This window comes from Thermodesulfobacterium sp. (assembly GCF_030445475.1).
In the GTDB taxonomy this organism is placed as follows: domain Bacteria; phylum Desulfobacterota; class Thermodesulfobacteria; order Thermodesulfobacteriales; family Thermodesulfobacteriaceae; genus Thermodesulfobacterium; species Thermodesulfobacterium commune.
The window spans coordinates 143904-159407 of record NZ_JASUTP010000001.1 but is presented as its reverse complement, the minus strand read 5'-3'; the positions used below and the strand labels follow the sequence as shown (position 1 = coordinate 159407).

The window sequence follows — 15504 nt, the reverse complement described above, 5'->3', positions numbered from 1 at the left end:
GAAGGTTAAAATAAAATGATTATGGGGGGGATTGAGGCAAAACCTTGGGGTGGTAGGTTTCAAGAAGAGTTAGACAAGTTTTTTGAAGAATTCTCAGAATCAATTTCTTTTGACCACGAGTTAGCCTTGTATGAGATCAAGGCAAGCCTTGCCTATGCTGAGGCTTTGAAAGAGGCAGGAGTTCTTTTAGAAGAGGAATGTCTTGCTATCAAAAAAGGTCTTCTTGAAATAGAGGAAGAAATAAAAGCAGGACTTTTTCTCTTTCGTAAGGAATATGAAGACGTTCACATGAATATAGAGAAGGCCCTTTTTGAAAAAATAGGAGAAGTAGCTTATAAACTTCATACAGGAAGAAGCAGAAACGAGCAGGTGGTAACAGATTTCAGACTGTATTTAGCTGACCGGGTAAAAGAAATAAAGAGAGAATTAAAAAGTTTGATGCAAGCGACTGTAGATAAGGCAGAGGAATATTATGGGGTGATTATACCTGGTTTTACCCACCTTCAGCATGCTCAGCCAGTTCTTTTTTCTCACTGGATCATGGCTTACTATGAGATGATGAAATATCATTTTCAGAGATTAGAAGACTACGAGAAACGGCTAAAGATTTGTCCTCTGGGGAGTTCTGCTTTCGCAGGTTGTGCCTTTGGGATAGACCGAAAAAAGCTTGCAGAGAAGCTTGGTTTTATAGAACCAACCCAAAATAGTGTGTTTGCTGTTAGTTCAAGGGATTTTGCGTTAGAGCTTCTTTTTGTGTTAAGTCTTATAATGTTAGACCTTTCTCGTTGGTGTGAAGAGCTTATCATCTGGATGAGCCCTGAATTTTCCTTTATCGACCTTCCTGACAGGTTTTGTACCGGAAGTTCTCTTATGCCTCAAAAGAAAAATCCTGACGGAGCTGAGCTTATTCGTGGAAAGGCCTCTTCAGTAAACGCAGCTTTTAACCAACTTTGGGGTTTAATGAAAGGTCTTCCTTTAAGTTATAACCGTGACATGCAAGAAGATAAACCTCCTGTTTTTAAGGCTGTTAAGACTACCTGGCAGTGTTTAAGGCTCATGTCTTTGATGGTGTCAGGTTTAATCCTTAAAAAAGAAAACATAGAAAAACACCTTTCCCAAGGCTATCTTTTAGCTACCGAACTTGCCGACTATCTGGTAAGTAAAGGTATTCCTTTTAGGAAGGCTCATCATATAACCGGACAGATCGTTTATTATGCAGAAAAAGAGAAAAAGAGCTTAGAAAATTTAACCCTTTCTGAGTTTAAAGCTTTTTGTGATAGGATAGAAGCAGATGTATATAACTGGCTTACCATAGAAAATGCTATAAAAAGAAGAGAGATCTTGGGTGGGACAGGTTTTAACGTGGTAAAACAAGCGATAGAATTGGCTAAAAAGGAACTTTCTGAAAGGTTTAATGTTTAGTCAAACTCAAGCTTACGAAAAACAAGAAATTAACAAGGTGACCCCCCATGTATTACTTTGCTATGATGGGAGTCCCTCAAGTTATCGTGCTTTAGCCTATTTAAAACAGGTTTTTTATCAAACCGAGCTAAACATAACGGTCCTTAAGTTAATAGAACATCCAGAAAAGCTCTCCTCTCAGTGGGAAATAAGTTTAATAAAAAAGTTCGAAAGAGAAGATGAAATAGAAAAAAAAGCTCGTGAAGTTTTTTTTAATGCAGAAAAAGAGTTAAAAAACGTGGCTAGTTCTTTAGAAAGGTATGTCAGGGGAAAGGTTTTTTTTAAGGTTCAATTTCGAGTAGGGCCCTTGGCAGAAGATATCTTAAGGATAGCTCGGGAAAACCTTTTTGACGGTATTGTAGTAGGAAGAAGAGGTCTTTCTAAGCTTAGTACCTATTTTATAGGGGGAGTGACCCATAGACTACTTGAAAAGTGTTGTCTACCAATTTGGTTAATCAGAGGAGAACGATGGAATAAAAAATTTCTAGTAGGCTTAGACCTTGGAGAGATGGGTTTAAGGGTGGTTGATTATATAAGTTTTATCCTTTCTTTTCATCCAGAGGCAGAGATTACCTTTTTTCACATTTTTTATCCTTTTTCCTCTAAAAAAAGTTTCGAAGGTAGTTTTTCTGAGGCTTTAAAGGAGTTAAAACATCCTGAATATCAGGATTTTTTAACCAAAGCCAACAATCTTATTTTAGAAAATGGTCTGCCTAAGGAAAAAATTAGACTTATAATGAAAAGAGGCTTTTTAGGCCCCGCTGCAGAGATCATTAAAATGGCTAAAAAAGGGGATTATTCTACTATAGTACTTGGAAGAAGAGGAAGGGGAGGTTTAACCAAGTTTTTCTTAGGTTCAGTAAGTCATAAAGTAACTACCTATTTTGAGGACCGTACTGTTTGGTTGGTAATATAAAGCAAGCATAGGTAAAAAAAACGATGAAATGTCCCATCTGTCATAAACATGTAAAGTTAAAAAATAATCCTTATCGTCCTTTTTGTTCTAAGGAGTGTAAACTTGCAGACCTTTACAACTGGCTAAAGGAGGAGTATAAAATAAGAGAAGAAAAGGAATGGCTGGAGAAGCCTTTACCTCAAGAGGAATCTTCTGGAGATAAGAAAGAATAAAGAATGAGGTATAAAAGATGAAGATTAACTATGATTATGAGATTGCCATTATTGGTATAGGTCCTGCTGGAATTCAGGCAGGGTTACATGCTGGAAGAAGGAAACATAAGGTGGTTTTATTAGGAAAACTCGAAGAAAGTGCTCTCTGGTCAGCACATATAGAGAATTATTTTGGATTTTCTGAAAAGGTAGATGGTAAGGTTTTACTTGAAGAAGGTCTAAAGGCAGTGAAAAAGTTTGGGGGGGAGCTTATTTTGGAAGATGTGATTAGTATAGAACCTTTAGAATTGGGTTTTAAACTGATTACCGAAAAGGAAAGGGAGATCACCGCCCTTTCACTTATCCTTGCTATGGGAGTTAAGAGGAAGAAAAGGGTATTTCAACAGGAAGAAAAGTTTGTAGGAAAAGGGGTTTCTTATTGTGCCGATTGTGATGCTTGGTTTTATAGAGGAAAGAAGGTGTTGGTTATAGGAGACGGTAGTGCCGCAATCCATGGGGCTAAAACCTTAAAAAAGTTTGCAGATAAAGTTTATTTTTATGGGTTAAAACCTATATCTGAAGAATCTCTTTCTGAATTGAGAGTTGTTAATATAGAGGTTTTAGAGAAAAAACCTGTAGAAATCATGGGAGATAACGAGGTAAAAGGGGTTATGTTTGACGATGGAACTCAGTTGGAGTTAGATGGGATTTTTATAGAGATAGGTGCTAAAGGTCCGATAGAACTTCTTGCTCCTATAGGGATTGAGCTTGACCCAGAGACATTTAGTTATGTAAAAGTAGACAGAAAGATGCAAACCAACGTCCAGGGTGTGTTTGCCTGTGGAGACCTTACAGGTTCTCCACTTCAGTTAGCAAAGGCTGTAGGGGAAGGATGTGTAGCAGGACTTTCTGCTTCTGATTATGTAAAACAGGTTTTAAAGAACTTAAAGGAGGTGTAAAAATTTTTTGGTATAAAAAACTGGAAATCTCTTTAGGAAACATAAAAAAGAACTTAAAGGCCTTAAAAAGGTTTTTACCTGAGGGTACCAAGGTTCTTCCTGTCATCAAAAATGATGCCTATGGGCATGGGCTTATAGAGGTTGCCAAAACCCTTTCCGAAGAAGGGATTTGGGGTTTTGGGCTTTCTGAACCTCAGGAGGCTTTTTTTTTAAGAGAGGCCGGTTTTAGGCAACCTCTATTACTGCTTTCTGGGTTTGAAAAAAGCTGGTTAACCTATATGTTTGAACTTGAGATAACTCCGGTGGTTACCGGTTTTGAGTCCTTAGAATGGCTGGAGGAGGAGGCTAAAAAAAGGCAACAAAAGGTAGCTTTTCATCTAAAAGTAGACACAGGGATGCATAGGTTTGGGTTGAACATAGAGGACCTACCTAAATTCATTGAGAAACTTAGAAACACCGATTTTTTATCCTTAACAGGGCTAATGACCCATCTTTCTTGTTCTGAAAAACCTGATTCAGAACTAACCCAGCTACAACTTGCTAATTTTAAAAAAGCTTTAGAATTACTCAAGCAAAATAACCTCAATCCTACTTTTATCCATTTTGCCAACTCAGGAGGGATTATCTTTTTATCTGAAAAGGGGAATTTAGTAAGACCAGGGGTTAGTCTTTATGGTGGTTATCCAGACCTCTCTGCACGGGATAAAATCGAGTTGTATCCTGTGATGACCTTAAGGTCGCGTATCGTTGAGTTAAAAAGGTTGCATAAGGGAGAGTATGCTGGATATGGCCCTACCTTTAAGGCAGAGAGAGAAACCCTATTAGGGGTAGTGCCTGTAGGTTATGGAGACGGCTATTTAAGAAGTTTAGGAAACAAGGGATTTGCATTTTTTAGAAATCAGAGGGTTAAGGTAGTAGGGACTATCTCTATGAAAGCCCTTTACGTGGATTTAACCGGGGTTGAAAGTCCTCAGGTAGGGGAAGAGGTCATCCTTCTTGGTGGAAAAAATCGAGAGGTTCCTGCAGAGGAGTTGGCAGCCCTTGCCGGGACTATCTGTTATGAGCTTTTCTGTAGTATAGGAAGGTCTATCCCCAGGGAATACAGGCAAGATTAGGTTATGTTTAACATAGGTTTTTCAGAATTGATGGTCCTTTTTCTGGTTGCCCTAATAGTTCTTGGTCCTGAGAGGCTACCTGAACTGGGTAAATTTTTGGCTAAACTTTCTATAGAGCTTAGAAAAAGTATAGAAGAGATTAAAAGAGAACTTGAGGTTGATGAGGTTGGGAAGGAGTTGACTGAGGCTAAAAAGGAGATAGAACATCTAAAAGAAGAGGCAACCTCGGTGATAGACGTTCCTATAAAAGAAATTTCTCAAGAACCTTTGAAAACCCTTGATAAAAAAGATGAGCAAGATAAACCTTCCTAAAATTTTAGCGGTAGATGTTTTAGCTAAAATAAGAAGAGAGATAATCCTTTATGGCCTGATCTTTTTAGGGTTGTGGTTAGGTTTTTTTTTAGCCTTACCTTATCTGTTCCCTTATCTACTTTTTCCTTATTTTAAGGTCATTCAAGGACAGCCTTTAGTCTTTACCTCCTTGGAAGAGGCCCTTTTTGTTTTATTGCGTGCCTCTTTTTATCTGGCTCTTATCGTAATTTTACCTTTTTTTCTTTTAAAAGTTTGGAAGGTAATTTCTTCAGAGTTTTATGATCCCGAGAAGGTTTTTTTTAAAAAGGTTTTTTTTCTTTCTTTAGGACTGGCTTTGATCGGGCTTTGTGTAGGATATTTGGTTTTTGTTCCTTTTCTTATAAAGATTTTTCTGTTTTTTGGAAGCAACTTCGAAGCCAATCTTAAGATTAACTATTTTTTATTTTTTATCTTAAGGGTTCTTCTTTTTTCGATAGTGTTTTTTCAACTCCCCTTGCTTTTTGCCTTGCTTATTAAAGAGGAAATCGTTACCAAAGAGTTCTACCAAAAACGGAGGGTTTATTTTCTTGGCTTTTTTTATGGGATATCTTTGTTGATTGCACCTACGGATTTTTTTTCTCAAGTCTTGTTAACCTTGATTTTTTTCTTATTTTTTAAACTATCCTTTGTTTTAGCTAAGATTTTTTAACAGGAGGTTTTTTTATGGGAAGAAAAAAGAAAAAAGAAGCAGTAGATTTAGAGCAATACAAGTTAGAAGGGGAGGAATTGCGGGAAGAAAATTTAGAAGGTTATAAGTATGTGATGATTATAGGGGATGGTATGGGAGATTTTCCGGTTCAAGAACTCGACTGGAAAACTCCTCTTGAGGTAGCTATCACCCCTGGTATGGATTTTATAGCCTCTTACGGTATGATAGGATATTGTCAGACCATTCCCCCAGGAATGCATCCAGGTTCAGACGTAGCCATTATGGGACTTTTAGGTTACCCTCCAGAAGAAAAGTATACAGGAAGAGGGCCTATCGAGGCTGCGAGTCGTGGAATTGTTCTAAAGCCTGAAGATGTAGCTTATAGATGTAATCTGGTAACCCTTAAGGTTGAAGGAGAAGAGCTTATTATGGAAGACTATTCTGCAGGGCATATCTCTACAGAAGAGGCTATAGAGTTGATCCAGGCAATAAATCGAAACATCTCTAACGAAAAAATAGAAATTATTCCTGGGGTCAGTTATAGACATATTTTGATCTGGAGAGGAGGTTCTGGAGGCTTACATACTTACCCTCCTCATGACCTCTTAGGTAAAAACGTATGGTTTGCCTTTAGCTCTTATGATGAGGAACCTTTTTTAAAAGATTATATTTTAAAAGCTATAGAGATTTTAGAAAAACATCCTATCAATCAGAGAAGAAAGATGGAAAATCTTCTTCCTGCTAATGCTATTTGGCCTTGGGGACAGGGTAGGACTCCTAACTTAGAACCTTTTGAGGAAAAATGGCATTTGAAAGGTGCGGTTATTTCAGCCGTAGACTTGATAAAAGGGTTGGCTGTCCTTTCTGGGATGTCGGTTATAAACGTACCAGGAGCAACAGGATATTTAGATACTAACTATGAAGGTAAGGTAGATTATGCAATTGAAGCATTAAAGGATCATGACTTTGTACTGATCCATGTAGAGGCTCCTGATGAGGTTTCTCATGAAGGTTCTCTTGAAAAAAAGGTCAAAGCCATAAATGAGTTTGACCGAAGGGTTGTAAGATATTTTATGGAAAGGATTATAGAGATTACAGATAAATATAGAATTCTTGTTTGTTGTGACCATCTCACACCTATCTCTATCAGGACTCATTCATCCAAACCTGTACCTTTTGCCATTTTTGATTCTGTAAAAGATAGAGAAAAGAAAAAGGACTTAAAGTTTTGTGAAAAAGAAGCCTATCGTTCACCTTATTACATAAAGTCTGGACCAGAACTTCTCGAGATCTTCCTCCAGAGAAAACCAAAAATAGAACATTAAAGAGAGGAATAAAAGAAATGGAGATAAAAAAAACCGATGTTTTGATCGTAGGTACAGGTATTGCAGGTTTAAGTTTAGCTTTAAAATTAAAGGATTTAGGACATATTACTGTACTTGCTAAAAAGAGGGTTTTTGAAACAGCAACTTCTCTTGCTCAAGGTGGAATTGCCTGTGTTATGGGAGAAGATGATAGTTTTGAGTTGCATATTCAAGATACGATGATAGCAGGGGACGGAATATGTAAAAGAGAGACAGTAGAGTTGGTGGTTAAGTCTGCTCCTGACAGGATAAAAGATCTTATAAACTGGGGAGTTTCTTTTGACAGAGACCCTGAAAATCCTCAAAAATACCATCTAACCCTTGAAGGAGGCCATTCAAGGAGACGGATCCTCCATGTAGGAGATTATACAGGAAGGGCTATAGAAAAGACCTTGCTTGAAAGAGTTTTTGAAGAACAAAATATAGAAATTTTAGAAAACCATTTTGTAGTAAAGATTCTTGGAGACAAAAAAAGAGGAAGTTCAAGGCCTAAGGTGATAGGTGGATTAGTGCTTGACCTTAATCAATCCAAACCTCTAATAATACTCGCTAAGGTGATAGTACTTTGTACGGGAGGGGTAGGTAAAGTCTATCTTTACACCAGTAATCCTGATACCTCAACCGGTGATGGGATTGCGATGGCTTATTCTTTAGGATGTAGGGTTGCTAACATGGAGTTTATTCAATTTCATCCTACCTGTCTTTATCACCCTAAAGCTAAGAATTTTCTAATTTCAGAGTCCTTAAGAGGAGAGGGAGCGGTTTTGCTTAACGCCGAAGGGAAAAGATTTATGCATAAATACGACCCGGTAAGAAAAGAATTAGCCCCAAGAGATGTGGTGACCCGAGCGATAGACATGGAGTTAAAAAAGACCGGTGCTGAGTGTGTCTATCTTGACATTACCCATTTACCTTCGGACTACGTAAAAAAGAGGTTCCCACAGATCTATGAAACTTGTTTGAAATATGGGATAGATATTACCTCTCAACCTATCCCTGTAGTGCCTGCTGCTCATTATCTTTGTGGAGGGATTTATACCAATCTTTGGGGTCAGACTGACATCCCTAACCTTTTTGCCGTGGGGGAATGTGCCTATACAGGTCTTCATGGAGCAAACCGATTAGCCTCTAATTCTCTTTTAGAAGGCATCTGTTTTGCTCATCAAGCAAGTCTTAAAATCAGAGAACTTTGGCCTGAAATCAGGGAAACTTCCTTTACCATACCTAAGATAAAAGACCCTATCATCAAAGAAATCAAGGAAGAAATGGTATTTGTTTCTCATAATTGGGATTTGATAAGAAAGGTAATGTGGGATTTTGTAGGGATAGTAAGAAGTTTGAAAATGTTGGAGTTTGCGAGAAAAAGGCTTGAGTTTATTCGAAGAGAAATAGAAGCCAACTGGGAAGGACTTTACTTAGACCTTGATGTAATGGAACTGAAAAATTTATGTATGGTGGCTGAGATTATCATAAAATCTGCTCAATCTCGTCTGGAATCTCGGGGGACTCACTATTTGATAGACTATCCTGAAAAAAGGGTAGAATATCTAAAGGAAACAATCCTCACAAAATATTAAATAAAAAATTAAATAAAAAGTTAAAAATTAACAAAAATTAGCTTTACAAAACAAAAATTTTTGATAAGATTAATAAAAATTGAGTGTGCAGGAGGTTAGGGTGAAGGTTATTTTTGACCCAGACATTCCAGAAGAGTTAAAAGAAGATATCATAAAGTCAATAGAAGAGGAAAACGTTGGAGAGATATGTAAAGTATGTGGGGGGGATACCCTTTATGTAGCCCTTTTAGAAGGGGTGTTAGATGTTAAATGTTACGAATGTGGCCATTCATATATAGAATTAGAACTGGCTGAGGAGTAGTTTAGAGAAATAAATTCAAGATGTTTTTAAAAGGTATAGCACCAGCTCTAATCAAAGAAAGTTGATTGTTCACCACAGAAACTACCGTAGATGGAGAAGTCGCTTCTAAATAGCCATAATCGACTATAAAGTCAAGATCTGGAAGTTGTTGTATAACTTCTTCGGGAGAAGAACAAGGAGGCTTTTCTGAAAGATTAGCACTGGTTCCGGTTATAGGTTTACCAAAGGCTTTGACAATGGCCTTTACTATTGGGGAAGAGGAAAGCCTTATCCCGATGGTTCCTGTCCCTGCGGTTAGATAATCAGAAAGGTTTTTTTTGGCTGGAAAAACTATGGTTAAAGGTCCTGGCCAGAATTTTTCTATAAGTCTTTCTGCAATCGGAGGAATTTCTTCTACTAAAAAGTAAAGTTGTTCTCTTTCTCCTATAAGAAGAAGGATTGGTTTGTGTTGAGGCCTATTTTTGAGTAAAAAAAGTTTTTCTAAGGACTTATCTGAAAAAGGGTCTGTAGCTAGACCATAAAAGGTTTCTGTAGGAATAGCACCTACAGCCTGTTTTTTTAAAAATTGGGCCGTCTGTTTAGCAATTTCTTCCAGATTAGAAAGGTCTTTTTTAAGTTTAAGAAGCTGAGGAGGCATCTTTTTCTTCTAAGGCTGGTTCGGAAGGTTCTTCCGGTAGATAAAACTTTTTAAAAAAGATCAGTCTTTTACAGTGGGGACATTCGTAGTATCTATTATCTCTTTGGATTTCATTATAGAGTTGCGGAGGTATGGCCATATGGCATCCTTCACATACATAGTTATCGACCGGGGCTATTCCTATTCCTCCTTTTCTTTCCCTTAAAAGCTCGTATTTTTTTAAGAGTCTGGCAGGTATTTTTTTACTTAAACTTATCCTTTGTTCTATAAGTTTGGCCTTTTCCTGATTTAGCTGGTTACAATAATCATCAAACTTTTGTTTTTCCTGGTTAAAAATTTCTTCTACCTTGGCAAATTCCTCTTCTAATTTTCTTTTTTCTTGTTCTAACTTCTCTATCTCTTCCATTAGTTTTAGAATTTCTTCTTCTTTTTGTTTGTTAGCCTTTTTGATTTCTTCTATCTCTCTTAATAGAAGCTGATATTCTCTGGTACCTCTTATCTGGACTAATCTTGCCTGGGTGCTTTTAAGCCTTTGGTATTCCTGTTTTAATTCCTCTTCAAAAAGGTTTTTTTGTTTGGTTTTTTCTTCTATCAGGTTTTTAAAATGTTCTATTTTGTTGAACAACTGATCTTTTTCTTTTTGTGCTTTTTGAAGACTTTGAGGTATTTCTTGTACGGCTTTTTCTATCTTAAGGATTTCTAAGTCTAAGTTTTGAAGCTCTATCAATCGCAGAATTTCCTCTTGCATTTATTCTCCTCCGTCAATAATATTTGATATGGACTAGGTTCTCTAAAAATTTCTATTTTGAGATTAAGGTTATAAGAAGTTATAAATTTAACCAGAGATGTTTTTAACCAGTCAAGTACCAAACCTTCTGCTATTCCATGGTCTATGACTATAAAATTAAACCCTTCTTCTAAAGAATCTTTTGCTACGTGGTATTTTACGTCTGAGGTTATCAGGGTGTTAATCCCTAAGTTCTTAAGCTCATCTTTTAAAAAAGCCCCTGAACCTCCACATACCCCAAAGGCTTTGATAGGGGTCTCTAAGTCTCCTACCACCATCACCCAACTTTTAAGAACTTTTCCTAATTTTTTAGCTAAGTCTTGCAGTTTAATAGATTTTTTTAAATATACAACCCTTCCTAATCCAAAAACTTTTTGATTTTTTTCTTGCAAAGAGATAAACCGTTCCCCTTTGAGATTTAAAGCCCTTAAGATTGCCTCTGAGACCCCTTCTTCTATCTTGTCTAATGGTGTGTGCCATGAGATAAGATTTATCTTTTCTTGGATTAACCGATAGATAAGATGGCCTTTAGGGTCTTCTTTTATTATTTGGGTTAGAGGTTTAAAAATAAACGGATGATGACTTATAATAAGATTAAGTCGGTTTTCCAAAGCATAATCTATGGCCTTAGAGGTAAGGTCTACAACCAAGAGAACCCCAGAAACTTCATCTTCAAAAGACCCTACCTGTAGACCATTATTATCTTGTGGTTCTGCTATGGTAAGTGGAGCAAGTTGATTTAAAAAGTTATAAAAGTCTTTTGTTTTAAAAGACATATAGATTATATGGATTTTTAAATGGGCCCGCCAGGACTCGAACCTGGGACCTTCCGGTTATGAGCCGGTGGCTCTAACCAGCTGAGCTACGGGCCCATTATACAATAACAAAGATAATATAATTTATTTGTTTGTCAAGGTGGTTAAGGGTTTAATAAAATTAATCGTTTTCTTTAGAAGATTCTAATACTTCGTTTTGAGTGTTTTCTAAAAGATTCCTTCTCAGCAAAAACCTTGAAAGGAAAATTCCTAACTCAAAGAGTACATAAAGAGGAATGGACAAAAGGGCCATATTAAAGGCATCTGGAGTTGGGGTTATAACCGCAGAAAGCACAGCTATACCAAAAAAGATTTCCTTGCGATACTTGGTGATTTTATAGGGATTTAATATTTTGGTTAGAGACAAAAAGGTTAAAAAAAGAGGGAGCTCAAAGATTAGCCCAAAGGCAATCACAAAAAAAGAAAAAAAGTTAACAAAATGCCTTAAGGAAATGGAAGGCTCTATTTTTTCTGTGCGAAAGGAAAGCAAAAACCTTATTCCATAAGGTAGGGTAATAAAATAGGCAAACACCACCCCCAAATAAAAAAGACCCAATCCCAATAGATAGAACATCCAAAAAAACTTTTTTTTTAAATTGAAAATCAAGTTCAAAGCATTTAAAATAAGATAAAAAATAAACGGAAAAATGACTAAAACAGTTAAAACCAAGGAAAATTTTAAAAAGGAGGTAATAGGTTCTGACAGGCTATAGAAAACAAACTTTTGTTGGTAGGTATGTTGAAGAAAATTAAGTATATAAGGAGAGGCTAAAAAAAAACCTATGTAAAGAGAGATAAAGAAAAAAAGGATTAAGAAACTTTTTTTCTTCCAAAAGGTTAAGAGATATTTGAGAGATTGAGCTATCTTTTTGGTATACATTAAAGTAAGTTGGCTTTAACCCAGTTTACTGCATTTTTAAAAATTTCAAGCCCAGCTACTGTTAGGTTCTTTTCTCGTGTCCAACGAGGATGGTTGGTAAAATGGTTAAAGGCTTCTGGGTGAGGCATAAGTCCAAAAATACGTCCGGTAGGGTCTGTTAAACCAGCCACGGCTTCAACTGCCCCGTTAGGGTTGTAGGGATATTCTAAGGTGGATTTTCGGGTTTCAGGGTGGATATATTGGAGGGCAATAAGTCCTTGAGATTTTATCTCTTCAAGCACTTTTTCGTCCTGAGGGATAAATTTACCTTCTCCATGCCTTACCGGAAGGTAAAGTTCGTCTAAACCTTCTAAAAAGATACATTTGGTTTGTGGGGTTACTTTCAGATAAACCCATCTGTCTTCAAACTTACCTGAGTCGTTATAGGTAAGGGTAACCTTTCTTTCTCCTAAGTATTTTCCTCCTGGTAAAAGCCCCATTTTCACCAACAGTTGAAATCCATTACATATTCCTAAGATAAGCCCTCCTTTTCTCAGAAAAATCATAAGTTTTTCCCAGAGATAAGTCCCGTCTTTTAGTTTTAAATGTTTAAACCTGTGGGCACAAGCCTGAGCACTCCCTAAGTGATCTCCGTCTAAGAAACCTCCAGGAAAACAGATGATTTGATAATCAAGAAGGTTCTTTTCTCCAGAAAAGATTTCAGATAGATGAACTATCTCAGGGTCTCCTCCCGCAAGTTTAAAAGCATAGGAAGTTTCTACTTCACAGTTTATACCATATCCCCATAGAACAAGAACTCTTGGTTTTTTCATAGCCTTTACAAATCTCCTGAGTTAAGTTATAGTGTTTTTAATTATATTTCAAGTTTTTTATTTTTCAAAAAGGGAAAATATGGCAAACTGGAAAACAGCTTTTTTTCTTTTATTATTAATAGTTTTGGGGGTGTTTTTGTGCCCTTTTTGGTCTTACGGAGCTTATTTGCATCTCAAAATGGATTTAGAGTTAAAACCCAATGCTATAGAAGGTAGCTTGCAAACAGTTTTACAGGAAAAAAAGATTCAAACCTTTGAGACAGAAGGGCTTCGTTTCAAAGAAGCCATTTTAGATGGGAAACCTTTTTCTTCAGTACCTTTTAAAGAATCGGCTTTAACCTTTTTGGCTGAAAAGCCAAACAGCCCATTATTTTTATATTTCGAAAAATCTGTAAATTTTACCGTGGTTCCTTTTAATTTCATAGACCGGTTTATCCCCTTACCTAGGGAGCCCTTTACTTATGAAATTACTTTAAAGGTTCCAAAAAAACTAGGATATTTTGCGCTAATCCCCTCAGAGGATTACGAAGTAAAAGAAGAAGGGGGATTTTTGCTATATAAGTTTAAAAACCTAAAACCGATAAAATCTCCGGTTTTAATTCTTTCGAAAGAACCTTTTGTCTCTTCAGTTTTAACCTATAAAAATTTGAAAATTTCTCTGTATTCCTTAGATAACAACAAGGTTTTCTCTAAAGAAGAGGTTTCTTCTTGGTTTCAAAAAGTTAAGCCTGCTTTAGCAGCTTTAGATAAGAAATTTTCTGAGGTTTATCCATTTTCTAAGCTTTTTGTGTTCTTGATAAAGGATCAGGAACCTAAGTTAGATTATTCAAATACTCTTTTGGTTAATTCTTCAATTTTGGATGACCCTTGGGAGTTTAGCGCTTTAGTGAACGAAAAACGTTTGAAAGAAGGGGTTTTTTACCAAGAAGATCAAAGGGTTAAAGGACTTGCCTTGTTTTTAAAAGATGTGGCTCAGCGAAAAGTGGAATTGCGCAAGAAACTCCTCAGCACTTCATCCTTAGAAGGCAAAAGTTTTTTTTACTTTTTAGAACTTAAGCAAAGATTAGGTGAGGAAGTTCTTTTAAGTAGACTAAAACATTTTTACGAAGCCAAACTTTTTATCCCTCAATCTTTTGAAGACCTTTTAACTTATCTAAAGTCTTCTTTCCCGGAAGTTTTTGTTTCCTTTTCGGATTTTTCTGTGTTTAAAAAGCTCTATCTCAGAGGAGAGGTAGTATTTTTGCAACCTAAGGATGGAGGCTACGAATTAACCTTAGCTCTAATCAAGTCTAATTCTCCACATACCCTTACTCCAAACGAACGTGAGGTGGTGGTTAAATTTTCTGTGGTGTGTAAAAACGTGACTTATTCTTTTGTAAAAAATGTGACAAGTCCTTACCAAATCGTTCAGGTTTGGGTAAAAGAAAGACCTGAAGAGATATATTTAGACCCAGAGTATACTGTATGGAGGGTTTTAGAAAAAAAAGAAGAGTATGTGGGGTTGGACAGGCTGTTAGAAAATCCAGGAGTTTTGGTTTATCCTGAAGAAGAGCTCCTACTTTATCAAAAAATAATAGAGATTTTTAGGAAAAAGGGATATAAGATATTACCGGTTAAAGACCCTTCTCAAGTTGTTTTGGATGAGGCTAAAAACGTGGTTTATTTACATAGATTCCCTTTTCCCTGGATGATAAAGCATATAGACCAGGGAGTATATTTTAAATTAGTTCCTCAACCTTTTGAAAAAGATGGGATGTTAGGTTATTTTTTTTCCTCTTCAGTAAAGGAAACGGAGCTTGTAGTTAATCTTTGGCATAGCTTGAATTCTTTAACTGAAGGATGGATAAAATCAGGCAAGATATTTTCCAAAAAAACCTTAGATTCTCAACAAGGGATTTTAGTTCCTGTAAGGCTTAAACCGGAGGGGTTTTATACCAAGACTTCTATCACAACCTATGAACTTGCACTTCAACTGGCTAATACTCAGCTGGTTTTGATAGGAGAAGAAGGACAAAATCCAGCTTCTGATTTTACTCAATTTTATCGAGAATTTTTAGAAAACCTGCATCAACTAAACGATAATCTAATAATCACTTTAGACTTACCTTCTTCCTATCAATCTTTGATAGACCAGTTTCTTGAAAATAAAGTTTCTGCAGAATACCTGAAAAAAGAACTCTCAAAGGTAGAAGTAGGGGTTAATCTTGAGAACCTAATTGAAGTTCTAAGGTTTGCTAAGATCAAAAAAATAAAGGTTTTAGCCATAGGGGTAGAAGAGAGTCTTTTCCAAAAAGTACTTGATAAAGGAATCTTCAGCCTTTCTCAAGAAGAAATTTCTAATCTTCCAGAGATGGACTTGATGAACCCACTTTTAAAAACGTATCTCTACGAAAAATATCAACAGAAAAAACAGCCTTTTCCTCCCTTTGAAAATTTCTATCAAGCTCATCTTCTAAAAAAAGAAGCTCTTACAGAAAAATTACTTCAGGTGCTTGAAGAATACCCAAACTTTCAGACCATTCTTATTACTACTAAAGAGGAAATTATTACTGTTTCTGGGATTACGCAAGGATTACAAAAGAAAAACTTTTTAAATTTTAAAAGGATAATTCTTGACAACCAGAAAAGATTGTCTACAGAAACAGGAGATTATTTGTTTAACGGGGGAGAAAGCAGCCCCCGTTAAATT

16 protein-coding genes and 1 tRNA gene are annotated in these 15504 nt (G+C 36.3%); 11 read left to right on the top strand and 6 right to left on the bottom strand.

The window, feature by feature from the left end; translation table 11 throughout:
- Positions 1-21: 21 nt before the first annotated feature.
- The 10 genes from argH (at position 22) to PWP26_RS00800 (ending at position 8884) form a co-directional block, all read left to right on the top strand.
- On the top strand, positions 22-1422 hold the full coding sequence (gene argH, locus PWP26_RS00845; protein ID WP_301398777.1) for an argininosuccinate lyase: 1401 nt from the start codon (positions 22-24) through the stop codon (positions 1420-1422).
- Positions 1415-2377: a universal stress protein gene (locus tag PWP26_RS00840; protein ID WP_273010833.1), complete on the top strand. Its 963-nt coding sequence runs from the start codon at positions 1415-1417 to the stop codon at positions 2375-2377. Before argH ends, PWP26_RS00840 begins: the two co-directional genes overlap by 8 nt.
- A gap of 23 nt (positions 2378-2400) precedes the next feature.
- A complete protein-coding gene (locus tag PWP26_RS00835; protein ID WP_273010832.1) occupies positions 2401-2589 on the top strand; it encodes a DNA gyrase inhibitor YacG in 189 nt (62 codons plus the stop codon).
- 17 nt (positions 2590-2606) lie between these two features.
- On the top strand, positions 2607-3527 hold the full coding sequence (locus PWP26_RS00830; RefSeq protein ID WP_301398776.1) for an NAD(P)/FAD-dependent oxidoreductase: 921 nt from the start codon (positions 2607-2609) through the stop codon (positions 3525-3527).
- 2 nt (positions 3528-3529) lie between these two features.
- Positions 3530-4642, top strand: coding sequence for an alanine racemase (gene alr, locus PWP26_RS00825; RefSeq protein ID WP_367652115.1), 1113 nt, complete (start codon positions 3530-3532; stop codon positions 4640-4642).
- 3 nt (positions 4643-4645) lie between these two features.
- Positions 4646-4954, top strand: coding sequence for a Sec-independent protein translocase protein TatB (tatB, locus tag PWP26_RS00820; RefSeq protein ID WP_273010830.1), 309 nt, complete (start codon positions 4646-4648; stop codon positions 4952-4954).
- A complete protein-coding gene (locus tag PWP26_RS00815) occupies positions 4932-5642 on the top strand; it encodes a twin-arginine translocase subunit TatC (RefSeq protein ID WP_273010829.1) in 711 nt (236 codons plus the stop codon). Before tatB ends, PWP26_RS00815 begins: the two co-directional genes overlap by 23 nt.
- Before the next feature lie 14 nt (positions 5643-5656).
- Positions 5657-6967 carry a cofactor-independent phosphoglycerate mutase gene (locus PWP26_RS00810; RefSeq protein WP_273010828.1) on the top strand — a complete coding sequence of 437 codons (1311 nt, stop codon included), beginning with the start codon at positions 5657-5659 and terminating at the stop codon, positions 6965-6967.
- A 17-nt stretch (positions 6968-6984) separates the two neighbouring features.
- On the top strand, positions 6985-8583 hold the full coding sequence (nadB, locus tag PWP26_RS00805; protein ID WP_301398775.1) for an L-aspartate oxidase: 1599 nt from the start codon (positions 6985-6987) through the stop codon (positions 8581-8583).
- Positions 8584-8683: 100 nt separating this feature from the next.
- Positions 8684-8884, top strand: coding sequence for a hypothetical protein (locus tag PWP26_RS00800; protein ID WP_038063190.1), 201 nt, complete (start codon positions 8684-8686; stop codon positions 8882-8884).
- 1 nt (position 8885) lies between these two features.
- Here the strand turns inward: PWP26_RS00800 and PWP26_RS00795 are convergent, their stop codons facing one another.
- From PWP26_RS00795 to PWP26_RS00770, 6 genes are all read right to left on the bottom strand, one after another.
- Positions 8886-9521 carry an L-threonylcarbamoyladenylate synthase gene (locus PWP26_RS00795; protein WP_038063192.1) on the bottom strand — a complete coding sequence of 212 codons (636 nt, stop codon included), beginning with the start codon at positions 9519-9521 and terminating at the stop codon, positions 8886-8888.
- Positions 9502-10269: a zinc ribbon domain-containing protein gene (locus PWP26_RS00790; protein ID WP_022854682.1), complete on the bottom strand. Its 768-nt coding sequence runs from the start codon at positions 10267-10269 to the stop codon at positions 9502-9504. Before PWP26_RS00790 ends, PWP26_RS00795 begins: the two co-directional genes overlap by 20 nt.
- Positions 10245-11084 (bottom strand): Nif3-like dinuclear metal center hexameric protein, encoded by an 840-nt coding sequence (locus PWP26_RS00785; RefSeq protein WP_022854681.1) that lies wholly within the window; start codon positions 11082-11084, stop codon positions 10245-10247. The genes PWP26_RS00790 and PWP26_RS00785 overlap by 25 nt, the downstream gene beginning before the upstream one ends.
- Positions 11085-11106: 22 nt before the next feature.
- Positions 11107-11180, bottom strand: a tRNA-Ile gene (locus PWP26_RS00780).
- Between the two features lie 64 nt (positions 11181-11244).
- Positions 11245-12003 carry a twin-arginine translocase subunit TatC gene (locus tag PWP26_RS00775; RefSeq protein ID WP_301398774.1) on the bottom strand — a complete coding sequence of 253 codons (759 nt, stop codon included), beginning with the start codon at positions 12001-12003 and terminating at the stop codon, positions 11245-11247.
- Positions 12003-12815 carry a phosphoribosylformylglycinamidine synthase subunit PurQ gene (locus PWP26_RS00770; RefSeq protein ID WP_301398773.1) on the bottom strand — a complete coding sequence of 271 codons (813 nt, stop codon included), beginning with the start codon at positions 12813-12815 and terminating at the stop codon, positions 12003-12005. The genes PWP26_RS00775 and PWP26_RS00770 overlap by 1 nt, the downstream gene beginning before the upstream one ends.
- Positions 12816-12894: 79 nt before the next feature.
- Here PWP26_RS00770 and PWP26_RS00765 point away from each other — a divergent pair, with 79 nt between their 5' ends.
- Positions 12895-15501 carry a ChaN family lipoprotein gene (locus PWP26_RS00765; protein WP_301398772.1) on the top strand — a complete coding sequence of 869 codons (2607 nt, stop codon included), beginning with the start codon at positions 12895-12897 and terminating at the stop codon, positions 15499-15501.
- The last annotated feature ends 3 nt before the right edge of the window (positions 15502-15504 follow it).

Excerpts from the sequence above, each read along its gene's own strand:
- tatB (WP_273010830.1), top strand. The coding sequence starts at position 4,646 with ATGTTTAACATAGGTTTTTCAGAATTGATGGTCCTTTTTCTGGTTGCC.
- PWP26_RS00830 (WP_301398776.1), top strand. The coding sequence starts at position 2,607 with ATGAAGATTAACTATGATTATGAGATTGCCATTATTGGTATAGGTCCT.
- PWP26_RS00815 (WP_273010829.1), top strand. The coding sequence starts at position 4,932 with ATGAGCAAGATAAACCTTCCTAAAATTTTAGCGGTAGATGTTTTAGCT.
- PWP26_RS00775 (WP_301398774.1), bottom strand. The coding sequence starts at position 12,003 with ATGTATACCAAAAAGATAGCTCAATCTCTCAAATATCTCTTAACCTTT.
- PWP26_RS00770 (WP_301398773.1), bottom strand. The coding sequence starts at position 12,815 with ATGAAAAAACCAAGAGTTCTTGTTCTATGGGGATATGGTATAAACTGT.
- PWP26_RS00765 (WP_301398772.1), top strand. The coding sequence starts at position 12,895 with ATGGCAAACTGGAAAACAGCTTTTTTTCTTTTATTATTAATAGTTTTG.
- PWP26_RS00790 (WP_022854682.1), bottom strand. The coding sequence starts at position 10,269 with ATGCAAGAGGAAATTCTGCGATTGATAGAGCTTCAAAACTTAGACTTA.
- PWP26_RS00795 (WP_038063192.1), bottom strand. The coding sequence starts at position 9,521 with ATGCCTCCTCAGCTTCTTAAACTTAAAAAAGACCTTTCTAATCTGGAA.
- nadB (WP_301398775.1), top strand. The coding sequence starts at position 6,985 with ATGGAGATAAAAAAAACCGATGTTTTGATCGTAGGTACAGGTATTGCA.
- PWP26_RS00810 (WP_273010828.1), top strand. The coding sequence starts at position 5,657 with ATGGGAAGAAAAAAGAAAAAAGAAGCAGTAGATTTAGAGCAATACAAG.
- PWP26_RS00835 (WP_273010832.1), top strand. The coding sequence starts at position 2,401 with ATGAAATGTCCCATCTGTCATAAACATGTAAAGTTAAAAAATAATCCT.
- PWP26_RS00840 (WP_273010833.1), top strand. The coding sequence starts at position 1,415 with ATGTTTAGTCAAACTCAAGCTTACGAAAAACAAGAAATTAACAAGGTG.
- argH (WP_301398777.1), top strand. The coding sequence starts at position 22 with ATGGGGGGGATTGAGGCAAAACCTTGGGGTGGTAGGTTTCAAGAAGAG.
- PWP26_RS00785 (WP_022854681.1), bottom strand. The coding sequence starts at position 11,084 with ATGTCTTTTAAAACAAAAGACTTTTATAACTTTTTAAATCAACTTGCT.